Here is a 21,723-nt window from a genome sequence, read left to right as displayed (position 1 = left end):
CGCAGCCACTCTGGACGCGGGCACTGCCCGGGTCCAGAAGGGCACGTAAAATAGCCCTGTTAAGGGCGCTCTAAAATCGCCTGCGGATTGTACGTGATAAACATCGCGTCCCCGTAACTAAAAAAGCGATATTTTTCAGCAACTGCGGCGCGGTACGCATTCATAGTGTGTTGATACCCGGCAAACGCAGAGACCAGCATGATCAGCGTCGATTCCGGCAGGTGGAAGTTGGTCACCAGCGCATCAATCACTTTGTATTGATAGCCCGGATAGATAAAGATTTGCGTGTCGCCGAAGAAGGGTTCGATCAGATCCGCTTTTGCCGCCTGCGCGGCGCTCTCCAGCGAGCGCACGGAGGTCGTGCCGACTGCCACGACGCGGTTGCCGCGCGCTTTTGCCGCCAGCACCGCATCAACCACCTCTTGCGGCACTTCGGCATATTCGGAGTGCATGATGTGATCTTCGATGCTATCAACCCGCACCGGCTGGAAGGTGCCGGCACCGACGTGCAGCGTGACAAAAGCCATTTCAATGCCTTTGTTGCGCAGGCGCTCGAGCAGCGGCTCATCAAAGTGCAGGCCTGCGGTCGGCGCGGCAACGGCACCAGGCTTCTGGCTATAGACCGTCTGATAGAGTTCGCGGTCGGCGTCTTCATCCGGGCGATCGATATAGGGCGGCAGCGGCATATGGCCGATGGCGTTGAGAATATCGAGCACCGGGCGCTCATCGTGGAATTCCACTTCAAACAGCGCGTCGTGGCGGGCGACCATGGTGGCCTGAATATCCTCCGCGTCGCCCAGCAGCAGCTCGGCACCCGGCTTCGGCGCTTTCGAGGCGCGAATATGTGCCAGAATACGTTTATCGTCGAGCATGCGCTCAACCAGCACTTCAATCTTGCCGCCGCTGGCTTTACGCCCGAACAGACGCGCCGGAATAACGTGGGTGTTGTTGAACACCAGCAGGTCGCCCGGGTTGAGCTTATCGAGCAGATCGGTGAAAGTACCGTGCGTCAGCGCGCCTGTTGGGCCATCCAGCGACAGTAAGCGACAGCTGCTGCGCTCAGGCTGTGGATAGTGGGCAATCAGGGATTCGGGTAACTCAAAGGAGAAATCGGTAACGCGCATGACACTGACTCGAGACATAAAATAAGAGGCGGGTAGTCTAGTGCCCACGCCCCTTCGCTGCAACCGTTAGCCGCTTTTGGATAAATAATAGAGATGAATTTTTTAGCACACCTGCACCTTGCCCACCTGGCGAACAGCTCCCTTGCCGGTAACCTGCTGGCGGATTTTGTTCGCGGCAACCCGGAAAACCTCTACGCACCGGAGGTAGTGGCGGGGATCCATATGCATCGCCGTATTGATGTGCTGACCGACAATCTGCCGGAGGTGAAGGTCGCCCGCGAGTGGTTTCGCCCCGAAACGCGGCGGGTTGCGCCGATTACGCTTGATGTGATGTGGGACCACTTCCTCTCGCGCCACTGGGCAAAGGTTTCGCCCGATATTGAACTGGTGGATTTTATCCGCTACGCCCATTCGCAGGTGGCAACTATTCTGCCCGATTCGCCGCCGCGTTTTATCAATCTGAACAATTACTTATGGTCGGAGCGCTGGATGGAGCGCTACGGCGAGATGGCGTTTATCCAGAATGTGCTCAACGGCATGGCGAGCCGCCGTCCGCGGCTGGAGGCGTTGCGTGACTCATGGCAGGATCTGGATGCCAATTATCACGCGCTGGAAACGCAGTTCTGGACGTTTTACCCACGCATGATGGCGCAGGCGCAGGCGGGGACGTTGTAGACGCCGTCACGTTTGGCATTGCATTGCCGGATGGCGGCTTACGTCTTATCCGGCCTACAGGTTGAGTGCGATCTGCATCGCCGGATGGCGGCTCGCGCCTTATCCGGCCTACGGGTTGAGTGCGGTCTGCATTGCCGGATGGCGGCTTACGCCTTATCCGGCCTACAAGATGGTGCAACGCAGGTTTTGTAGGCCGGATAAGCGCAGCGCCATCCGGCACTTTATCGGTGTCACACCTTAGCGGCTCTGCGCTTCGCGCCAGATGCGGATCGCCATCCACGCCAGCACCGCGACGCCCAGCACTAAAGCCCCCCACACCAGCAACGTTTTCCACATCCCCTGCTGTTCGGTGACGGAGGTCGCCGTCATGCGCGCCTCTCCACCCAGCTTGATGTTTTCTCCCACAAACGCATCAGGAATCGACGCGGGATCGAGCTGCTTACGCAGATCCGGCGGGATCAGCGTATCCGGCGTGACGGCGGCAGGCTGCGCCGCTTTATTTCCCCACGCCAGCATAAACGGCCCTTTCCCCTGGGCGTTAAACACCAGCGCCAGCCGATCGCGGCTACCGGAGACCTCAGGAAGCGTATCAGGCAGTCGTGCGTCCAGGGTGGTGATGCGCACCGCCTGTACCGTCTCGCCCGCCAGTTCCACCGGTGCGGATCGCTGCCCGTTACGTTGCCAGAGCACGGTTTTGGTCAGCGGCTGCCACGGTGAGGTAGCTGTGCGGCGAATGGCAATCTCTGCCGGCAACACCGCATCGTCGTTAAAGCCAACCGAGAGTGAGCGGAACGGCTGTGGCTGCGGCCATTGATATTGCGCCTCGGTCGGTGAAATCTGCCGCCCGTTGCCCGTCATCTCCATTTTTTCAAGCGGTGCAGGCTGGCGGCCAGGCATGGCTGTCGCCTCGGAGATGGTGACCGGCAGGTTTGGCGTATCAAACACCAGCAGCAGATAATGGCTGCCATCGGGTAACTGCATTTCCGGGAGCTGTATACGATCGAGCCTGAGCTTGTCGTTCCCGCTCGCCAGCGCCATCACCGGAGCATCATCCTGCAACGTATCCCAACTGCGCATATCGCGGCTCACCAGGACGGAGACTTTGCTGCGCCAGTTCTGGCCGTTTTCCTGCCAGCCGAGTTTGATCTCGCCAAGAGTAAACGTGTTGGGCAGAGTAGAAGGCAGCACCAACAAATAGCTCTTCCCGACCGGTTTTGAGGCGTCACCTTCAATACGGATCTCTACCCCGGATGGCGCCTGGAGGCGCACAACATTCTCCTCCTGTGCCGCGCCGCCTGCGGGCGACGCATCCAGCGGAAAGACGCGCAGCGGCACCGCTTCAGGAGTCGTGGTTTTGGTACTTTGCGTTTCAAGAGCGAACGGTACCCGCTCACCATCCTGGTTAAACACCCGCACATCGCGCAGATCTGGCCATGCGCTATGGGCATAGACCTCCTGGGGCAGATCGACGCGATACCATGAGGAGGGCTGCGGCACATCCAGCATTACGCCGCGGGCATAATCCTGCGGTTTTTCAGGGAGATCTGCAGCGCCCGCCGGGGCGCAAAGCAGCGTACTTAACAGTAATCCGTACAGCCTTTTCATTGTCCTTCTCCCTCGTTCTCTTCCCGCGCCGCTTTGGGCGGCAGGGGTGAAAAATAGCCCACGATCAGCACCAGCACCGCGACGCCGATAAAGGCGATGGCGCGCGCCAGCCCGCCGCCGCCCGCGCTGTCGACCAGCATCAGTTTCAACAGCACAACGCCCAGTAACCCTCCACCAACCAGCCACTGCTGGCGGGCCTGCCGACGCGTCGCGCGGATCATCACCACCAGCGCAATCAGCATCCAGAAGAGAGCAAACGTCGTCTGGATAAGCCGCGACGCCCACAGGCTTTCCGCACTCCACGTCACCTCGCCATAACAGGAGAGCGCGCGCAGCAGGATGCCATTCAGCCACCAGAAAGCCAGCGCAGCGAGCGCCCACGGGCGGGCGCTCCGGAGATCGGGCGCGAAATGGGGATAGTGTTTCCAGGCGAACTGGGTATAGAGCCACACGCCGAGCAGCGCGAACGCCGCGCCCTCTTCCAGCGGATTGAGCAGCGGCAGGTACGGCATTCCCATCACCTTGCCGTCGTTCAGGTTGGCAAACAGCAAGGCGATGATGAGCAGCGGCACCAGCGGTGCCAGCGCCTGCGCGCCATAAAGCGCAGGCCAGACGCGGAACGGCCACAGATTACGGCGCACCGCCGCCAGCGTCAGCATAATCACCGCGCCGCCCGCCGCCATCGGCAGCCCCAGCGCCACGGCGCGTTACCCACGGCAGCGCGTCTACAAACCACCACAACTCGCTACCAGCCGCGATCAACAGCAGCCAGAAAAGGGAGATGTGCAGCCCTTGCGACAGGCGCGGTAACAGCGTGCTGCCCGCTTTACGCAGCAGTAATAGCGCGGAAGGCAGCGCCACGCACCAGACCAGGTTTTGCCAGCCGGAGGCCAACAAGTGCCCCTGAGCAACCAGACGCTCGCCGATTAACAGCGCCATCGCCGGCCACAGTAACCACTGGGCAAGACCAAGCTCCGGCCAGGCAAAACGCAGGCTGCCTGCACGCCATAGCCATACAGAGAGCGCCACCAGTAGCAGCAGACCAAAGCCCACCTGCATCGAATGCGGCAGTAGCAGTTCTGCCGCGCCGGCCAGCGCGACAATCCAGAAGAGGATGCCGCCCGCCAGCAGCAGCCAGCTTCCCTCACGGCGAAGAGTGCGCCACAGCCACGCGCCAATCAGCCAGCTTGCGCTGAGTACGGCAAAGATCATCAGCGTCGAGAGCGCGGTGATGCCATTAGCCACCGCCCACAGCGCACTGAAGAGCGCCAGCAGTAACAGCGCCGTGCCGCTGTAGCTCATGCGGCGCTGCTGTTGCTGCACACCGAGCCACAGCACGCCTAGCCCCTCAAGCGACCAGGCCATTGCCGTCCAGCGCGCGGACAATGCCAGCGGAATAGCGAGCGTAGCGAACGCGCCGCCCAGCGCCAGCGCGGCGAGCACCAGCGGTTTACCGGCTGTCGGGAAGCGTTTAAGGGCAACTGCGGCCAGCGTCAGGTAGAAGAGACCAAACCCAAGGGCGCTGAACGCCGGGCCGTAGGTCCAGTGCTGGGTCATGGCGTACTGCATGCCAAAACCCGCCAGCGGCGGTGCAAACAGCAGCACACCGTCAATAATGCGCTCGCCCCGGCGCTGGGCGCGCAGGGAGAGGCCAACGCTGAAGACGCCAAAGATCAGCAGATTAGCGATTAGGAAGAGCTGACAGCTGAGGTAATCTTCCGGGCGATAGCTGGCAATGCCCCACAGGGCGGCCACGCCAAAGGTGAAGAACATGCCGAGGATATTCAGCTCGCGCCAGTGCTGCCATACGCTGATGGCGAGAATACCGACGGAGAGCAGAAGATAGAACGAGAAGAGCGCGATATGGCTCCCGCCTCCGGTTGAGAGCAGGATCGGCGCGAGATAGCCGCCGAGGCTTGCCAGCAGCGCCAGGCTCAGCGCGCGTTGCAGCACCGCAAGCCCGACGCTCGCCGCACAGATCACAATCAGCAGCGCAAAGGCGAGCGTCATCGGCAGCATCTGCCAGAGGCGAAACGCGCCAAACACCGTGAGATAGAGTGCACCTACTGCCCCGCCCTGCAGAATAAGGGCAAAGACCGTCTGTTTATGCCGCAATCGCCAGCCGAGAACCAGCAGCACCAGCGCGACAACCGCCACGGCGACAAGCCGCAACTCCAGCGGGAAGAGCGCATATTCAACGCTGTAACGCAGCAGGAAAGAGAGACCGATAAAGAGCAGCACCACGCCCAGTTTCGCCAGCGGGTTGCCCTGCATAAACCAGCGCACCAGCGCGGTAACCACGCCCCAGGATTCGCCATCCGATGCTTTCGCCTCTTCACGTTCGCGCACCACAGGTGCAGGCGTCGGCTCTGCCGTCGCGACTTTGCGTCCCCAGACATTGGGTGCGGGTTGCGGCTGTGCAGGGGTGATTTCGCTTGCCGCAATTGGCTGCGGCTCAGGAGGTGGCGGTGGCACCTCAGGCGCTGCGCTTACCGGCTCGTTTATCGGCTCAACGGCCGGTTCCTCGCTTGCCGCAGGCGCAATTGCCCGTTGTTCGAGTATGCTGACGCGCTGGCGCAGCAGTTGCAGTTCGACCTGCGTGGCAAGGCTGCGCCGCCAGGCGACAATCGCCATTATCGGCACCACGACCAGCGCCAGAATCAGCACGATGACACCGAATATCAGAAGACCATCCATGTACTTTCGCCTTCGCTAAAGGGGAGACGTTACGCCCGCCTCCCCGCACGCAGGCTCAGGAGGCAGACCAGACAGAAGCGCTGATAGCTGAAAGCGTCAGCACGCCGTCCTGTAGGTTACCTGTACCTTCCAGAAGCCGCCACTGTTTCGCTTGCAGCAGCGGTGAATCTTCCAGCACTACGTCACACGCCTCGCCACGGTTAATGGCAATCAGCACCCGCTGCTGGCGATAAACGCGCAGAAAAACCAGCACATCCTGCCGGGCATAGACCACCAGACAGCCGCCGTGACGCAGCGCCTGGCTGCGGGCGCGCAGCTTTGTCATCCGCTGGTAGAGCGCCAGCAGGTGGCTATTCTGCTGCGTTTTATCCCACGGGAAGGGCTTGCGGCAGAAGGGATCGTTCGCGCCATCCAGCCCCACTTCATCACCGTAGTAGATGCACGGCGTACCGGGCCAACAGAAGAGCCACACCACCGCCAGCGGCAGGCGGGCGATATCCTTGCCAAGAATGGTTTTGAAGCGCGGCGTATCGTGGCTATCGAGCTGGTTGAACATCCGTAGCTGCTGCTGATGCGAGAGCGCAGCGCGGTAGTTATCCATCCACGCGGCGCAGGTCTGGGCATCGATACTCTGCGGATCGAGGGAGATATCGGTATTGGCGAGAAACGCCCACACCGGCAGGGTAAAGCCGCGGTAGTTCATCGCCGCATCTTCCGCATCCGCCTGCAGCCACTGGCGCGCGTCACCAAAGTGTTCGCCCACTACATAGGCCTGCGGCTGGGTCTCTTTCGCCGCCCGGGTGATGCCGCTTACATGATGCAGGTTATTTCGCGCCCCGCCGTTTTCACCCAGCATATGCACCACGTCGAGCCGCCAGCCGTCCATATTCCATGGCGCTTTCAACCAGTGGCGCACAATGCTCTCCTCACCCTGATAGATCTCCTCAATCAGCGACGAAGAGCGGTAGTCGAGTTTCGGCAGGCTGGCGTAGCCCAGCCAGTCATGGGCGTAGCCATTCTCATCAAAGTTGTACCAGCTGCGCCAGCGCGAATCGGGGTTATGGCAGGCCCCGCCGGTGGCGCGGTTATGGCGGTCGAACCAGCCGTGGGAGTCGCCGGTGTGGTTAAAGACGCCGTCGAGGATCAGGCGTATGCCGTTCTCCTGGGTGTTATGGCGCAGACGCAGCAGCGCCTCATCGCCGCCAAACTGCGGGTCGACGTGGCGGTAATCTTCGGTGTCATATTTATGCACGCTGGGCGCGACAAACACCGGGTTGAGGTAGAGCGCGGTGACGCCGAGCTTTTTCAGGTACGGCAGCTTTTCGCTGATACCGTCCAGATCGCCGCCGTAAAAGGTCGACCCGCCCGCCTCGCCGGTAAGCGGCTCATCCCAGTCACAAAAACGAATTTCGCGCCCTGCGGCATGGTGCCAGTAACGCTGATCCTGCTGTGCGGTGCGCGCTTCGCTACGGGCAAAGCGATCCGGGAAGATTTGGTAGAAGACCTGATCGGCGACCCACGCCGGGCCTTCATCGGGCGCATCGATGGCAAACTGCTCAAGCCTGGCGGGCGGGAAGCGGCTAAACCCTTGCGGGGTAAACCAGAGCTGGCGATCGTCCCACAGCAGCTTAAAACTGTAGCGGCGGCGCGGCTGGCCGTTGCTGATATCAATGGCGGCGCGCCAGAGGGTGACGCCATTATTGGCGGTGTTGCGCGCGCGGTGCATTGCAACCGGCGTCTCTTCGTTATCGATCTCAATTCGCAGCGTGACGCGCGACGGTAAATCCGTTCCGCGCAGCCAGAGGTTAATGATTAACTGCTGCTGGTGCGCTTTGACAAACGGCGCGACGGGCAGGTGCCATGCATTCAACATCAACGATCCCCTTTACGTAATCAGGATCACTGTAGCCAACGTTCGGCCCGGCACGCCTCCTTCTTTCAAATTTTTTAAGGGGTTGAGAGACGGGGCGCAGAGGTAAGACGAAAAAAATGGGGGAGAGATCGTAGGCCCGATAAGCGCAGCGCCATCAGGCACAGCGCCGGGTGGCGGCTATGCCTTACCCGGCCTACAAGGGCGAAACAATAACGCCAGAGAATTTATGTCAGCGTTTAAATGCGCAGAGATCGTAGGCCTGATAAGCGTAGCGCCATCAGGCATAACGCCGGGTGGCGGCTGCGCCTTACCCGGCCTACGAAGGAAAACGACGCTACCGGAGATTACGCCCGGCGCTTAAACGCCCAGCCAATCAGCAGCAGCACAATCCATGCAAAGCCGACATAGAGCGAAATGCGGGTTTCCGGGTGCCAGCCAATCAGCGCGATGATAAACACCAGGAAGATCAGCCCGGCAACGGTGGTCGCCACGCCGCCCGGCACTTTAAACTTCAGCGCTTTCACTTCATCCACCGAGAGGCGACGGCGGAAACCAATCTGCGACAGCAGGATCATAATCCACACCCATACCGTCGCGAAGGTCGCCAGCGAGGCAATCACCAGGAAGACATTCTCCGGCATGATGTAGTTGAGATAGACCGCCATCAGCAGCGCCAGCGTCATCACCAGCACCGTTACCCACGGAATACCGCGGCGGGAGGTTTTGGCGAACATTTTCGGCGCACTGCCCTGCTCCGCCATGCCGTGCAGCATACGCCCGACACCAAACACATCGCTGTTGATCGCCGACAGGGAAGCGGTCAGCACGACAAAGTTCAGGATGCTGGCGGCAAAGGTGATGCCCATATGCTGGAAGGTCAGCACAAACGGGCTACCGTTGGTGCCCACCTGGTTCCACGGGTAGATCGACATAATCACGAACAGCGTGCCGACATAAAACACCAGAATACGCATCGGCACCGAGTTGATGGCGCGCGGAATCGACTTCTCCGGCTCTTCCGCTTCACCGGCGGTGATACCGATGATTTCGATGCCGCCGTAGGCGAACATCACCATTTGCAGCGCCATTACCGTGCCCAGCCAGCCGTTACTGAAGAAGCCGCCGTGGCTCCAGAGATTGCTGATGCCGGTCGGTTGCCCGCTGTTGCCGATACCCCAGATGATGATGCCGAAACCGGCGGCGATCATGATGATAATGGTGGCGACTTTAAAGAAAGAGAACCAGAACTCCAGCTCGCCGAAGACTTTTACGCTCATCAGGTTGATAGCGCAGATCAGCAGCACCACGCTCAACACCCAGATCCAGTGCGGCACCGTCGGGAACCAGACGCCCATATAGATGCCGAAGGCGGTGACGTCGGCGATGGCCACAATCAGAATTTCAAAGCAGTAGGTCCAGCCAGTGATATAACCGGCCAGCGGGCCGAGGTTTTCCTGCGCATAGCGTGAGAAGGAGCTGGCGGAGGGGTTATGCACGGACATCTCGCCCAGCGCACGCATAATGATATACGCCGCAACCCCGCCGATAATGTAGGCCAGCAACACGCTGGGCCCGGCCATTTTGATGGCGTCCGCGGAGCCGTAAAACAGCCCGGTGCCGATCGCTGAACCCAGCGCCATAAAGCGAATGTGGCGGGTGCTTAGCCCACGCTTCAGCTTATTCGTACTTTCCATCGTTTCCACTGCCGTTATTCATCACAAAAAATAAAAAACCACGGAGTGCGCTACCCCGTGGTTCAACAAACCGTGCTTGCTGCTGTTAATGCGCGCTGGAAGTCACCTGACGTCCCGCCGCGCGATCCCAGATAGCGGCCAGAACCACCATCACCAGGCTCGGCAACAGCCAGGCCAGGCCCTGCTCCGCCAGCGGTAAGCGCTGTGTCCAGAGCGGAAGGTGCTCAGCAAACGCGGAGGCTTTCACGCCGTCAAGGATACCAAAAAGCAGGCTGATAAACATGGTCGGCGCAATTACGCGGGTGGAACAATGCCAGAAAGAGCGGGTAAAGCTCAAGACCACCAGCACGATACACGGCGGATAGATCATGGTCAGCACCGGAATTGAAATCTGGATCAGGTGGCTCAGACCAAGGTTTGAGACCGCCATGGAGAAGATGCCGAGGATAAAGACCAGCGCACGATAAGAGAGCGGCAGGTACTGGGCGAAGAACTCTGCGCAAGCGCAGGTCAGGCCAACCGCCGTCACCAGGCAGGCGATGAAGATCAGCGCCGCCAGCAGGAAGCTGCCCGCACCACCAAAGGTGTGCTGGACGTAGGCATGCAGAATCGCCGCGCCGTTAACAGACTGATCGACCAGCGTCGCGCTGTCGGAGCCGAGGCGGAAGAGCGCCAGGTAGAGCAGCGTCAGGCCAACACCGGCCATCAGGCCCGCCCAGACGGTGTAGCGGGTCAGCAGACGCGCTTCGGTCACGCCGCGCGAACGGGCGGCATTAACGATAACAATCCCGAAGACCATCGCGCCGAGGGTGTCCATCGTCAGGTAGCCATTGACGAAACCGTTAGAGAACGGCGCGGTCTGGTAGGCTTCCAGCGCGTGGCTGATCGGACCGGCTGGCCACACCAGCGCGGCGATTGCCAGAATCGTCAGAGCGATGATTTTCAGCGGTGCGAGGAAATTGCCAACGGTATCAAGCAGTTTGCCCGGATAGAGAGAGACCAGGATCACCAGCGCAAAGTAGACCAGGCTGTAGATCAGCAGCGCCATAGAGCCGTCGCCGGTCAGCGGCGCGATGCCCACTTCAAACGAAACGGTTGCGGTACGCGGCGTAGCGAACAGCGGCCCCACGGCCAGATAGCAGACCGTTGCCAGCAGCACGCCGGCCACTTTGCCGATCGGGGTGCTAAGGCTATCAATGCCGCCGCCCACTTTCGCCAGCGCAACCACCGTTAGCACCGGCAGGCCCACTGCAGTAATCAGGAAGCCCAGCGCCGCCGTCCAGACGAATTCACCCGCCTGTAAGCCGACCATGGGAGGAAAAATAATATTACCTGCACCAACAAACAGTGCGAAGGTCATAAAGCCCAGCGCGATGATGTCACGCGGTTTTAAGTGATGGGTCATAATGTTTACTGCCTGTGGATGTGGTGTCGTAAATATGTTGAATAATTAGCCTCTCCGCACCGGACAATAACGCATCATTAACGCGTTAAATCAGCGGGAAATGCTTAATGCACTGCGTGGCGAAGAATAGTTTTTCGGTTTACCACGCAAACACAGTCGGTCTGACAATGCATGGGGCGCAATTTAAACGCTTATAACGTTTAAAGGCAAGTCGGGATCGCAAAACCAGATAGTTATACTAAACAGTAGAATCCAGCCAGTGAAAAACTCTATTTATCAGAAAAACACGTGGCTGATCGTGCGAACAAAAAAGCAACAACCGTACAAACTACGTTGCAGGCGCGGGATGAGGCGAGGCAGAGCGGCTCGCCGTCACGAGCCGCCGGAAAGATAAGCTGACAAGGGGGTTATGGGTGGGCGTTTTTGGCAATCAGGCGTTCCGGCAGGACAAAGCTAAAACGCGTCCCTTTGCCCGGCGTGCTGCTGATATCAAGGCGGCTATCGTGGTGATTAACCGCATGTTTGACTATTGCCAGCCCAAGCCCGCTACCGCCGGTCTGGCGCGAGCGCGCTTTATCCACGCGGTAGAAACGCTCGGTGAGGCGTGGAATATGCTCGGCGGCGATCCCCGGCCCATTATCCTCAACGCTGAACTCAGCGCCGTGCGCCACCGGCTGCCAGCGCACGGTAATGTGCGTCCCGGCGGGGGTGTGATTCACCGCGTTATAGACCAGGTTTGAGATGGCGCTGCGCAGTTGCTCTTCACTGCCCAGCACTTTCAACTGGCTGTCGATTTCAAAGCTAAAGCTCTGTTTCTGCTGGCTGAGGGTTTGCGCTTCCCGCTCCACCACGCGCAGCATCATCGGCACATCAATCACTTCATTTGCGCCATGCGTCGGCGCCGCTTCGATTTTTGACAGGGTCAGAAGCTGGCGCACCAGCCCCTCCATCCGCGAGGTTTGCTCACGCATAGTGTGTAATGCTTTTTCACGCGGCGCGCCTTCCAGCGTCTGCTCCTGCATCATCTCAAGGTAGCCCTGCAACACCGTCAGCGGTGTGCGCAGCTCATGGCTGACGTTAGCGAAGAAGTTGCGTCTGGCCCCTTCCAGCTGGTGCATCTGCGTGACATCACGCGCCACCATCAGCAGTTGTTGTTCGCTGTAGGGCATTACGCGGATCTCCAGGTGGCGACCGTTGTTAAGCACCAGATTGAGCGGTTTGCTGAAGGACTGGCTTTTCAGGTATTGGGTAAATTCGGGGTAGCGCAGCAGGTTGAGGATGTTCTGCCCGTTATCATCGGGCCAGCGCAGCCCCAGCAGTTGTTGCGCAAGGCCGTTACACCAGAAGATCATCCCCTCTTCCGTGGTCAATACCACCGCATCCGGCAGCGACTCGGCGCCGCTGCGAAAGCGTTTGATCAGGTTGCCCAACTCGCGGCGGCGCTTTTTATTGCGCATCTGCATCTGGTGCAGGCCGTAGAGCAGCGGCTCCCAGCTGCCGGTGCCGGGCGGCGGCGTCATGCTTTTATCGACCCATAGCCACCAGGAGAGACGCAGCAGATTCCAGAAGTGCCAGATCAGAAGCCCGGTCACTGCCGCCAGCAAAAACCACGGCAGATAGCCGAACATCGCGCCCAGAATAAAGGCGGGGATACAACAAAGGAGGAGCTCCAGCACCAGCCTTTTCCATGACAGCCTTTCCAGCACGCGTCACACTCCTGTCAAATTTCAGAAACGGGTCGAAAAACGATATCCCGTGCCGCGTACCGTCTGCACCATCCGGTCGTGTCCACTCCCTTCCAGCGCTTTACGCAGACGACGAATATGCACGTCTACGGTTCTGTCTTCAACATAGACATTGGTGCCCCAGACGTGGTTCAGCAGCTGTTCGCGGCTGTAAACGCGCTCCGGGTGGGTCATAAAGAAGTGTAAGAGTTTAAATTCGGTGGGGCCCATATCGAGGGGATTTTCGCCGGTCATAACGCGATGGGAGGAGGGATCAAGGCTTAAGCCCTGCATCTCAATCACCTCTTCCACCGCCATCGGCGAAATGCGGCGCATCACGGCTTTAATGCGCGCCACCAGCTCTTTCGGCGAGAAGGGCTTGGTGATGTAATCATCGGCGCCCGTCTCAAGGCCGCGAACGCGATCTTCCTCTTCACCGCGCGCGGTGAGCATCATCACCGGAATATCGCGGGTCATCGCTTCGCGCTTCAGGTGCTTGATAAATTGAATGCCGGACCCGCCGGGTAACATCCAGTCCAGCAGCACCAGATCCGGCCAGGGTTCATTAAGCTGGTTTACCGCGCTGTCAAAATCTTCAGCTTCAACCGGCTGAAAACCATTTTGTTCGAGCACAAAGCACACCATTTCACGGATCGGTGCTTCGTCTTCCACGACCAGAATTCGTCTCGCCATCATTCGCCCTGTATTAATTAGTCTGCAGTATAAATAGCGTCGCCATTATGCGTCAGTTTTATGACAGATTTATGAATAACATGACCGCTATATGACCCAGCCCGCGCGATTGTGACAACGCAAATTTGCGCCAGGCGATGTCCCTGACCCGCTTAATGTTTATAATCGCCGTTATGCTTTTTTGCCACGGGACCACTATGCGCATTCTTCACACATCGGACTGGCATCTCGGCCAAAACTTCTACAGCAAAAGCCGCGCCGCCGAGCACAGCGCTTTTCTTGACTGGCTGTTAACCACGGCCGAGCAGCAGCAGGTCGACGCTATCGTGGTGGCGGGCGACATTTTCGATACCGGATCGCCACCAAGTTACGCCCGCGAGCTCTATAACCGCTTTGTGGTCAATTTGCAGCGCACCGGCTGCCAGCTAATCGTGCTGGCAGGCAACCATGACTCTGTGGCGACCCTCAATGAATCAAAAGAGATCCTCGCTTATCTCAACACCACCGTGGTTGCCAGCGCAGGCGTTGCGCCGTTTCTGCTCTATCGCCGCGACGGCGAACCCGGCGCGGTCTTCTGCCCGGTGCCCTTTCTGCGCCCGCGCGACATTACCGTCAGCCAGGCGGGGATGTCCGGGCAGCAAAAACAGCAGCACCTGCTGGCAGCCATCACCGACTACTACCAGCAGCAGTATCAGGCCGCCTGCGACCTGCGCGGCGATAAGCCGTTACCGATTATCGCCAGCGGCCATTTGACTACCGTCGGCGCCAGTAAAAGTGACGCGGTGCGTGATATCTATATCGGCACGCTGGATGCTTTCCCTGCACAAAACTTTCCCCCGGCGGATTACATCGCGCTCGGCCATATCCATCGCGCGCAGAAAATCGGCGGCACGGAGCATATTCGCTACTGCGGCTCGCCGATTCCCCTCAGCTTTGATGAGACCGGAAAAAGTAAAGGTGTCAATCTGGTGACATTCGCTGACGGCAAGCTGGCAGAGGTGACCACGCTTGACGTGCCCGCCACTCAGCCGCTGGCGGTGATTAAGGGCGAGTTTGCCGATATCTGCCGTCAGCTTGAGCAGTGGCGCGATGCGCCCAGCACGCCGCCGGTGTGGCTCGATATTGAGATTGTCAGCAGCGACTATCTGGTCGATATGCAGCGCAAAATCCAGCAGGTAACCGAAGATCTGCCCGTTGAAGTGCTGCTGTTACGCCGCAGCCGCGAACTGCGTAATCGCCTGATGGCAGGCGAGCTTCGCGAAACCTTAAGCGAATTAAAAGTGGAAGAGGTCTTTGACCGCAGGCTGGCACAGGAGGAGCTCGACGAGATGCAGAGTGCGCGCTTACATACGCTGTTCAGCGAGACCCGTCAGGCGCTGGATGAGGAGAATGACGCATGAAGATCCTCAGTTTACGGCTGAAAAATATCAACTCGTTGAAAGGCGAGTGGAAAATCGACTTTACCGAAGAGCCCTTCGCCAGCAACGGGCTGTTCGCCATTACCGGTGCCACCGGGGCCGGGAAAACCACCCTGCTGGATGCAATCTGCCTTGCTCTCTATCACGAAACGCCGCGCCTCAGCACCCTGTCACAGTCGCAAAACGACCTGATGACCCGCGATACCGCCGAGTGTCTGGCGGAGGTGGAGTTTGAAGTCAAAGGGGTTGCCTATCGCGCCTTCTGGAGCCAGACGCGCGCCCGCGGGCTGGCGGATGGCAATTTGCAGGCCCCGCGCGTCGAGCTGGCACTTTGCGAAACAGGGAAGATCCTCGCCGATAAAGTCAAAGATAAGCTCGATCTCACCGCCTCCCTCACCGGGCTGGATTATGGCCGTTTCACCCGCTCAATGCTGCTCTCGCAGGGGCAGTTCGCCGCATTCCTCAATGCCAAACCGCGCGAGCGCGCCGAACTGCTCGAGGAGCTGACCGGCACCGAGATCTACGGGCAGATTTCGGCGATGGTGTTTGAGAAGCATAAAAGCGCCAAAGGCGAGCTGGAACAGCTGCGCGCGCAGGCCGAGGGCGTCGTTCTGCTGGATACCGAGCAGCGGGCGCAGCTTGAGCAACGTTTGCAAGTACTGACTGACGAAGAGCAGACGCTGCTGAGCGCCCAGCGCAGTGCGCAGGCGCAGGCACAGTGGCTCAGCCGCGAAGCGGAGCTACAAGCGGCGCGCGGGCGGGCGAAAGCGACGCTGGCGCAGGCGCTGCAGGCTCGTAATGACGCCAGGCCGCAGCTTGCGGCTCTTGAACTGGCGCAACCGGCGCAGCAGCTTCGCCCGCTGTGGGAGCGGCTTGAAGAGCAGCGTAAAACCCTGACGCGTACCCGCACGCAGAGCGAGGAAGTGAATACTCGCTTACAGGCCAGCCTGTTACAACGCGCGCAGATACGCGCCAGCGCCGCGCAGCAGCAAGCCTCGCTGCTTGCGTCGCGGCAAATCCTGGAGACGTGGTTAAACGAGCATGCCCGCTTCCAGCGCTGGCAGAGTGAATTAACCGGCTGGCGAGCGCTCTTCAGCCAGCTGGCGGAGGAGAAAAAGCAGTGGCTCGCGGCGCAGCAGCGGGTGCAGAGTCAGCAGGAGCGCCTGCGCACGTTGCCACTCTCCACCCTTGAGATGAGCCTTGAGGAGACGGCGGCGGCGATGGCGCTCTGCGCGCAAAACCGCCCGCTGCGCCAGCAGCTTACCGCCCTGCACGCCCGCTACGCGCCGCTGCGCAAGCAGTTGAGCCAGCGCCAGCAGAGCCTGCTGGATCTGAAAGCGGAGCAGGAGAAACTGACCGCCGAGCTGGCGCGCAAACGCGAGCTCTATAAAGAGAAGAATCAGTTACTGAGCGAGGTGCGCACCATTTGCGAGCTGGAGAGCCGGATTAAGGATCTCGAAAGCGAGCGCGCGCGCCTCCAGCCTGGCCACCCCTGCCCGCTGTGCGGCGCAACGGAGCACCCGGCGGTCGCCCACTATCAGGCCATCGAGCCGGGCGTAAACCAGACGCGCTTTAATGCACTCGATCTGGAAGTGCGCACGATGAAGGAGGCGGGCGTGGCGCTCGGTGAGCGGCTAAAAGGCCTCGCCGAGCGTTACGAGAAAGATGAGCGCGAAGCGAAACTGCTTGAGGAAGAGGAGCGCAGCTGGCTTGAGGCGTGGGCAAAGGCCTGCGCCGCGCTGAACGTTACCCTTGAGCCGCAGCGCGATCTCAACAGCTGGCAAAGCGCGCAGGATGCCTACGAGCATCAGCTTTACTTGCTCAATCAGCGCCTCACCCTGCAACAACAGATCAATGAGCTGCGCCAGCAGAGCGAGCAGTATCAGCAGGCGGTTGAGCGCCGCCGCGAAAGCCTGGCCGCCACCCTTGCAGCACTCGACCTGGCGCTGCCCGCCGAAGATGACGAAGCGTCGTGGCTGGCCGCGCGCGCCGATGAAGCGCAGCAGTGGCAGGCGCATCAGCAGCAGCTTACCGCGTTGCAGGAGCAGCTGGCGCAGTTGGCGCCAATCCTCGACACGCTGCCCGAAGACGATATCGCCGTTGGCGAAGCACGCGTGGCGCTGGAGGGGTGGCGCAAAGTGCACGATGCCTGCCTGGCGCTGCAAAGCCAGTGGCAAACCCTGCATCAGCAACTGGCGCAGGTGGCGGAGAGCGAGCGTCAATCTGAGCAGGCATTTAACGATGCGCTGGCGGCGAGCATTTTTGACGATCGCGACGCCTTCCTGCGCGCCCTGCTTGATGATGGCGAACATCAACGCCTTGCGCAGCTGCGCCAGACGCTGGAGAGCGATTGCCAGCAGAAACAGGCACTGGCGGCAAGCGCAGAGCAGGCGCTCACTGACCATCAGCAGCAGCGCCCCGCCGGGCTTGCGGCGGATGCCAGCGTGGAGAGCACCGCTCCGACGCTGGAGCAGCTTGCACGACAGCTGCGCGAGAACACCACCAGCCAGGGCGAGGTGCGCCAGCAGCTGAAACAGGATACGGATAACCGCAAACGCCAGCAGACAGTGCTACAGCAGATTGAGCACGCCAGCGCCCGCTGCGATGACTGGGGCCATCTCAATGCGCTGATTGGCTCCAAAGAGGGGGATAAGTTCCGTAAGTTCGCCCAGGGGCTGACGCTGGATAACCTGGTCTGGCTGGCAAATAACCAGCTGACCCGCCTGCACGGGCGCTATCTGCTCAAACGCAAAGTGAGCGATGCGCTGGAGCTGGAGGTGGTCGATACCTGGCAGGCGGATGCGGTGCGCGATACCCGCACGCTCTCCGGCGGCGAAAGCTTCCTGGTGAGCCTTGCGCTGGCGCTGGCGCTATCCGATCTGGTGAGCCACAAAACGCGTATTGATTCGCTGTTCCTCGATGAGGGCTTCGGCACGCTGGATAGTGAAACGCTGGATACGGCACTGGATGCGCTCGATGCGTTAAATGCCACCGGCAAAACCATCGGCGTGATAAGCCACGTCGAGGCGATGAAGGAGCGAATTCCGGTGCAGATTAAGGTGAAGAAGATAAACGGGCTTGGCTACAGCAAGCTGGATGGGAAGTATGCGGTGCAGTAGGCCGGATAAGGCGTAGCCGCCATCCGGCAATGGGTGCGGCATGTTGCACTGGTGGAATGGTTCCGTTCACCAGGTGCAGTAGGCAGCGGCATCATGCCGCTGAAACCGCGTAGGCCGGATAAGCGGTACGCGCCATCCGGCATTATCTCCGCGGCACCATTGCCGGATGGCGGCTAACGCCTTATCCGGCCTACAAAAGCGAGCCTGCAGCGACACCGTCTTTGCTTTTATCTGCAATATGAAAGCGATGGGGTTGTGTCCCCGCTGAAATCGGCGAGCCGGAGCGTGAATGACAAGGTCTGGACGCCATGGATGGCGGACAGAGGCGAACCGAGACAGGGAGCGAGTCCCGGAACGGGCGAGCAAGTCGAGTCGAGCCGGCCGCAGTCAGGCACGCGGGAGGTGAGCGCAGTGCGCAGCACCGATTTCCTCGCGGGGCCGCGGGGATTGACAAGGGGGGAGCGGCCCCCCCCTTGTCCCGTTCACTGCACAAGAGATTAATGAAACTCCCCAACGCCTGGTGAACGGAACCCTTCCACCAATCCAGTCCAATTGCCGGATGGCGCGTAACCGCTTATCCGGCCTGGGCGGTTTCGCGGCCTACTCCCCCTGCGGCCAGAGCCATGCGGCGCCGCGCACGCCGCTGGAATCCCCGTGCAACGCTTTGCGGATTGGCGTTTCACACTCGCCGCCAAAAACCCACTTCTGCATTAAACCGGGTACAGTCTGGTACAGACGATCGACATTACTCATCCCGCCGCCCAGCACGATCACATCGGGATCGAGGATATTCACCACATGCGCCAGTGATTTCGCCAGCCGCATCTCATAGCGGCTCAGCGCCAGCTCGGCAACCGCGTCCTGCTCGTTCACCAGGCGAATAATCTCGTTGCCCTTCAACGCCTGGCCGCTCAGTCGCTGGTAATCGGTGCCAAACCCGGTGCCGGAGATAAAGGTCTCAATGCACCCCTGTTTGCCGCAATAGCAGGGCACTTCATTACGGTAACGCAGCTCATCCTCATCCATCCACGGCAGCGGATTGTGCCCCCACTCGCCCGCCGTACCGTTAGCGCCGATATGCGAATGGCCATTGAGCGCAATACCGGAGCCGCAGCCGGTGCCGATAATCACCGCAAACACCGTCTGCGCGCCCGCTGCCGCGCCGTCGACCGCTTCCGACACCGCCAGACAGTTGGCATCGTTCGCAAGGCGCACTTCACGATTAAGGCGCTGGCTTAAGTCTTTATCAAAGGGTTTACCGTTGAGCCACGTGGAGTTGGCGTTCTTCACCACCCCGGTATAGGGCGAGATAGAGCCCGGAATACCCATGCCAACCGTGCCGCGCTGGCCGGTCTCTTTTTCCGCTAAGTCGACCAGCGAAGCGATAAGCTCAATGGTCTGCAGATAGTCGCGCGGCGTCGGCTGCCGATGGCGGAACAGCGTCTCGCCGCTCTCGTCCAGCGCAATAATCTCTGTCTTTGTACCACCCAAATCGATACCGATACGCACATCAAACTCCTCGTAGTGGACCACGCATTAGCAATGCAAGCGCGGCGACAATTCGCTATTATGCCCGCTGCATTTAACGACAAGGCCGTGGAAAAAATCATGCTGTGGTTCAAAAATTTAATGGTATACCGTCTCAGCCGCGATGTGGCGCTCCGTGCGGAAGAGATGGAAAAACAGCTCGCCCCGCTCTCGTTTACGCCATGCGGTAGTCAGGATATGGCGAAAACCGGTTGGGTTCCACCGATGGGCTCACACAGCGAAGCGCTGACCCACACCAACAACGGTCAGATTATTATCTGCGCGCGTAAAGAAGAGAAAATCCTGCCGACGCCGGTGGTGAAACAGGCGCTGGAAGCGAAAATCGCCCGCCTTGAAGCCGAGCAGGCGCGCAAACTGAAAAAAACCGAAAAAGATGCGCTGAAAGATGAAGTGCTGCACTCGCTGCTGCCGCGCGCCTTCAGCCGCTACAGCCAGACGATGATGTGGATCGACACCGTCAACGGCCTGATTATGGTCGACTGCGCCAGCGCAAAAAAAGCGGAAGATACGCTGGCGCTGCTGCGTAAAAGCCTCGGCTCTCTCCCGGTCGTACCGCTGACGATGGAAAACCCGATTGAGCTGACGCTGACCGAGTGGGTACGCTCCGGCACCGTCGCGCAAGGGTTCCAACTGCTGGACGAAGCCGAGCTGAAAGCGATGCTGGAAGATGGCGGCGTGATCCGCGCGAAAAAGCAGGATCTGGTGAGCGACGAAATCGCCGTGCACATTGAAGCAGGCAAAGTGGTGACCAAACTGGCCCTCGACTGGCAGCAGCGCATCCAGTTTATGATCTGTGATGATGGCTCGGTAAAACGCCTGAAGTTCAGCGATGAGCTGCGCGATCAGAATGAAGATATCGACCGGGAAGATTATGCCCAGCGTTTCGATGCCGATTTTATTCTGATGACCGGCGAGCTGGCGGCACTGATTCAAAATCTGGTGGAAGGCCTGGGCGGCGAAGCCCAGCGCTAACGATTTTAGCGACTCACTTTCACAGGCCCGGTCAGCGCAGCGCTACCGGGCTTTTTTGTCGCCGGAAGGCGCAAGCGTTACAGATAACGGCAGAGATAGGCACTCGGCTCGGCGACCTGCAGATGGAATTCGCTGTGACCCGGGACATTGAACACTTCGCCGGCGGCATGCGTTTTCCATTCGGTTTCGCCTGGCAACAGCACATTCAGCGCGCCGCTGACCACCGTCATCTCTTCCGGCTGCGCGGTGGAGAAGGTGTACTCCCCTTCCATCATCACGCCGACGCTGGCGCGGCCGGTGCTGCTGCTGGTAAACCCAATGGACTTCACTTTACCGGAAAAGTATTCATTACTTTGAAGCATAAACAGGCCCTTATAGAGAAATGACTGGAAAACCACTATAGAGGCCGGGCTTAAGTGATGTCACGCGAAATTGCGCCGTTCTGCGGCTATACCAGCAGTTCTGAGGCCAGGCGCGCCACCAGCACATTGGAGAGTAAAACCGGGACATCCAGCGCTTTTTGCAGCAGATCGCGATGCAGCTGATGGAAGCCAAGACAGTCGAGCATCAGTACATCGGCACCGCGTTCCAGCAGCGCTCTTCCGGCGTCAATCAATTCCGTCTCGCTCGCCTGATAGGGGTGGCAGAGCTCATACAGTGGCTCTTTTTCCAGCACCTGCCACTTCTTCTTCTGCGGTGCCATCAGTTCAGGTACCGGCACAATCACGCCGACCTGGTGACCATCAACAATCGAGGCAACCAGCGGGGGAATGATGCGCTGCGGTTCAATCAGAATGGCATTTCGCGCGTTTAAGCCGCGGATATCGGCGGTGCTCATCAGCAGAATGACGTCATAGGTCCCCTGGTTATCGAGCACTTCGATCACGCTTTGCAGATCGCGCTCCACCTTCTGGCGCGAAACCATGCCGAGGCTGTCGTCGCTCAGACGTGTCGGGATGGCGGTCTCGCCGGGATCAACGCAATAATCGATACGAACTTGTGCCGGGTCCATCTTCCCCAGCAGGCTGACATGGGTGATTTGATCTTCTGAAACATGCTCTGCCAGAAGCGGCAGGATCTCTTTTACCGGCACCACACCTATGGTGAGGATCGCCAACGTCGCACTCATCTTTGCTTACCGCCTTTCAAAACTGCTTTTAGTTATGATTCTCTACA

14 protein-coding genes and 1 pseudogene are annotated in these 21,723 nt (G+C 59.7%); 4 read left to right on the top strand and 11 right to left on the bottom strand.

All coding sequences use genetic code 11. The features are described 5' to 3' along the window. Positions 1-59 precede the first annotated feature (59 nt). Complete coding sequence (queA, locus tag BWI95_RS10830) at positions 60-1,124, bottom strand: tRNA preQ1(34) S-adenosylmethionine ribosyltransferase-isomerase QueA (protein WP_076769459.1); 1,065 nt, start codon at positions 1,122-1,124, stop codon at positions 60-62. Positions 1,125-1,217: 93 nt separating this feature from the next. Between queA and acpH the strand changes: the two genes are divergently transcribed. Then, a complete protein-coding gene (gene acpH, locus BWI95_RS10825; RefSeq protein WP_054804377.1) occupies positions 1,218-1,799 on the top strand; it encodes an ACP phosphodiesterase in 582 nt (193 codons plus the stop codon). A gap of 237 nt (positions 1,800-2,036) precedes the next feature. Here the strand turns inward: acpH and BWI95_RS10820 are convergent, their stop codons facing one another. The 7 genes and pseudogenes from BWI95_RS10820 to phoB all read right to left on the bottom strand — a co-directional run bounded on the left by BWI95_RS10820 (position 2,037) and on the right by phoB (position 13,490). Then, positions 2,037-3,404 (bottom strand): DUF3999 domain-containing protein, encoded by a 1,368-nt coding sequence (locus BWI95_RS10820; RefSeq protein WP_076769458.1) that lies wholly within the window; start codon positions 3,402-3,404, stop codon positions 2,037-2,039. Then, a pseudogene (locus BWI95_RS10815) lies at positions 3,401-6,101 on the bottom strand (DUF2339 domain-containing protein). The gene BWI95_RS10820 and the pseudogene BWI95_RS10815 overlap by 4 nt, the downstream one beginning before the upstream one ends. Positions 6,102-6,156: 55 nt before the next feature. Beyond that, the gene (gene malZ, locus BWI95_RS10810) at positions 6,157-7,974 is read right to left on the bottom strand and encodes a maltodextrin glucosidase (protein WP_076769457.1); all 1,818 of its coding nucleotides are present in this window, start codon (positions 7,972-7,974) and stop codon (positions 6,157-6,159) included. Positions 7,975-8,318: 344 nt separating this feature from the next. Beyond that, positions 8,319-9,668, bottom strand: a complete 1,350-nt coding sequence (gene proY / locus BWI95_RS10805) for a proline-specific permease ProY (RefSeq protein WP_054804600.1) — start codon at positions 9,666-9,668, stop codon at positions 8,319-8,321. Positions 9,669-9,753: 85 nt separating this feature from the next. Then, positions 9,754-11,073 carry a branched-chain amino acid transporter carrier protein BrnQ gene (gene brnQ, locus BWI95_RS10800; RefSeq protein ID WP_054804601.1) on the bottom strand — a complete coding sequence of 440 codons (1,320 nt, stop codon included), beginning with the start codon at positions 11,071-11,073 and terminating at the stop codon, positions 9,754-9,756. A 407-nt stretch (positions 11,074-11,480) separates the two neighbouring features. Then, positions 11,481-12,779: a phosphate regulon sensor histidine kinase PhoR gene (phoR, locus tag BWI95_RS10795; protein WP_054804602.1), complete on the bottom strand. Its 1,299-nt coding sequence runs from the start codon at positions 12,777-12,779 to the stop codon at positions 11,481-11,483. Between the two features lie 21 nt (positions 12,780-12,800). Continuing rightward, the gene (gene phoB / locus BWI95_RS10790; RefSeq protein ID WP_023481914.1) at positions 12,801-13,490 is read right to left on the bottom strand and encodes a phosphate response regulator transcription factor PhoB; all 690 of its coding nucleotides are present in this window, start codon (positions 13,488-13,490) and stop codon (positions 12,801-12,803) included. A gap of 197 nt (positions 13,491-13,687) precedes the next feature. Between phoB and sbcD the strand changes: the two genes are divergently transcribed. Together sbcD and sbcC are read left to right on the top strand one after the other, a co-directional pair. Further along, complete coding sequence (gene sbcD / locus BWI95_RS10785; RefSeq protein ID WP_054804603.1) at positions 13,688-14,890, top strand: exonuclease subunit SbcD; 1,203 nt, start codon at positions 13,688-13,690, stop codon at positions 14,888-14,890. Beyond that, positions 14,887-18,027 carry an exonuclease subunit SbcC gene (gene sbcC, locus BWI95_RS10780; protein ID WP_076769456.1) on the top strand — a complete coding sequence of 1,047 codons (3,141 nt, stop codon included), beginning with the start codon at positions 14,887-14,889 and terminating at the stop codon, positions 18,025-18,027. Before sbcD ends, sbcC begins: the two co-directional genes overlap by 4 nt. Before the next feature lie 600 nt (positions 18,028-18,627). Here sbcC and mak read toward each other — a convergent pair. Next, the gene (gene mak, locus BWI95_RS10775; protein ID WP_054804569.1) at positions 18,628-19,536 is read right to left on the bottom strand and encodes a fructokinase; all 909 of its coding nucleotides are present in this window, start codon (positions 19,534-19,536) and stop codon (positions 18,628-18,630) included. A gap of 99 nt (positions 19,537-19,635) precedes the next feature. Here mak and rdgC point away from each other — a divergent pair, with 99 nt between their 5' ends. Next, a complete protein-coding gene (gene rdgC / locus BWI95_RS10770) occupies positions 19,636-20,547 on the top strand; it encodes a recombination-associated protein RdgC (RefSeq protein ID WP_023478948.1) in 912 nt (303 codons plus the stop codon). Positions 20,548-20,624: 77 nt separating this feature from the next. Here the strand turns inward: rdgC and ppnP are convergent, their stop codons facing one another. Together ppnP and BWI95_RS10760 are read right to left on the bottom strand one after the other, a co-directional pair. Beyond that, positions 20,625-20,909 (bottom strand): pyrimidine/purine nucleoside phosphorylase, encoded by a 285-nt coding sequence (ppnP, locus tag BWI95_RS10765; protein ID WP_054804570.1) that lies wholly within the window; start codon positions 20,907-20,909, stop codon positions 20,625-20,627. Between the two features lie 86 nt (positions 20,910-20,995). Next, positions 20,996-21,676, bottom strand: coding sequence for an AroM family protein (locus BWI95_RS10760; RefSeq protein ID WP_034812323.1), 681 nt, complete (start codon positions 21,674-21,676; stop codon positions 20,996-20,998). Positions 21,677-21,723: the final 47 nt, after the last annotated feature.

Origin of the sequence: Kosakonia cowanii JCM 10956 = DSM 18146, assembly GCF_001975225.1 — a bacterium.
GTDB lineage: Bacteria > Pseudomonadota > Gammaproteobacteria > Enterobacterales > Enterobacteriaceae > Kosakonia > Kosakonia cowanii.
The sequence above is the reverse complement of the archived record's forward strand: the minus strand, read 5'-3'. Positions and strand labels throughout refer to the sequence as shown.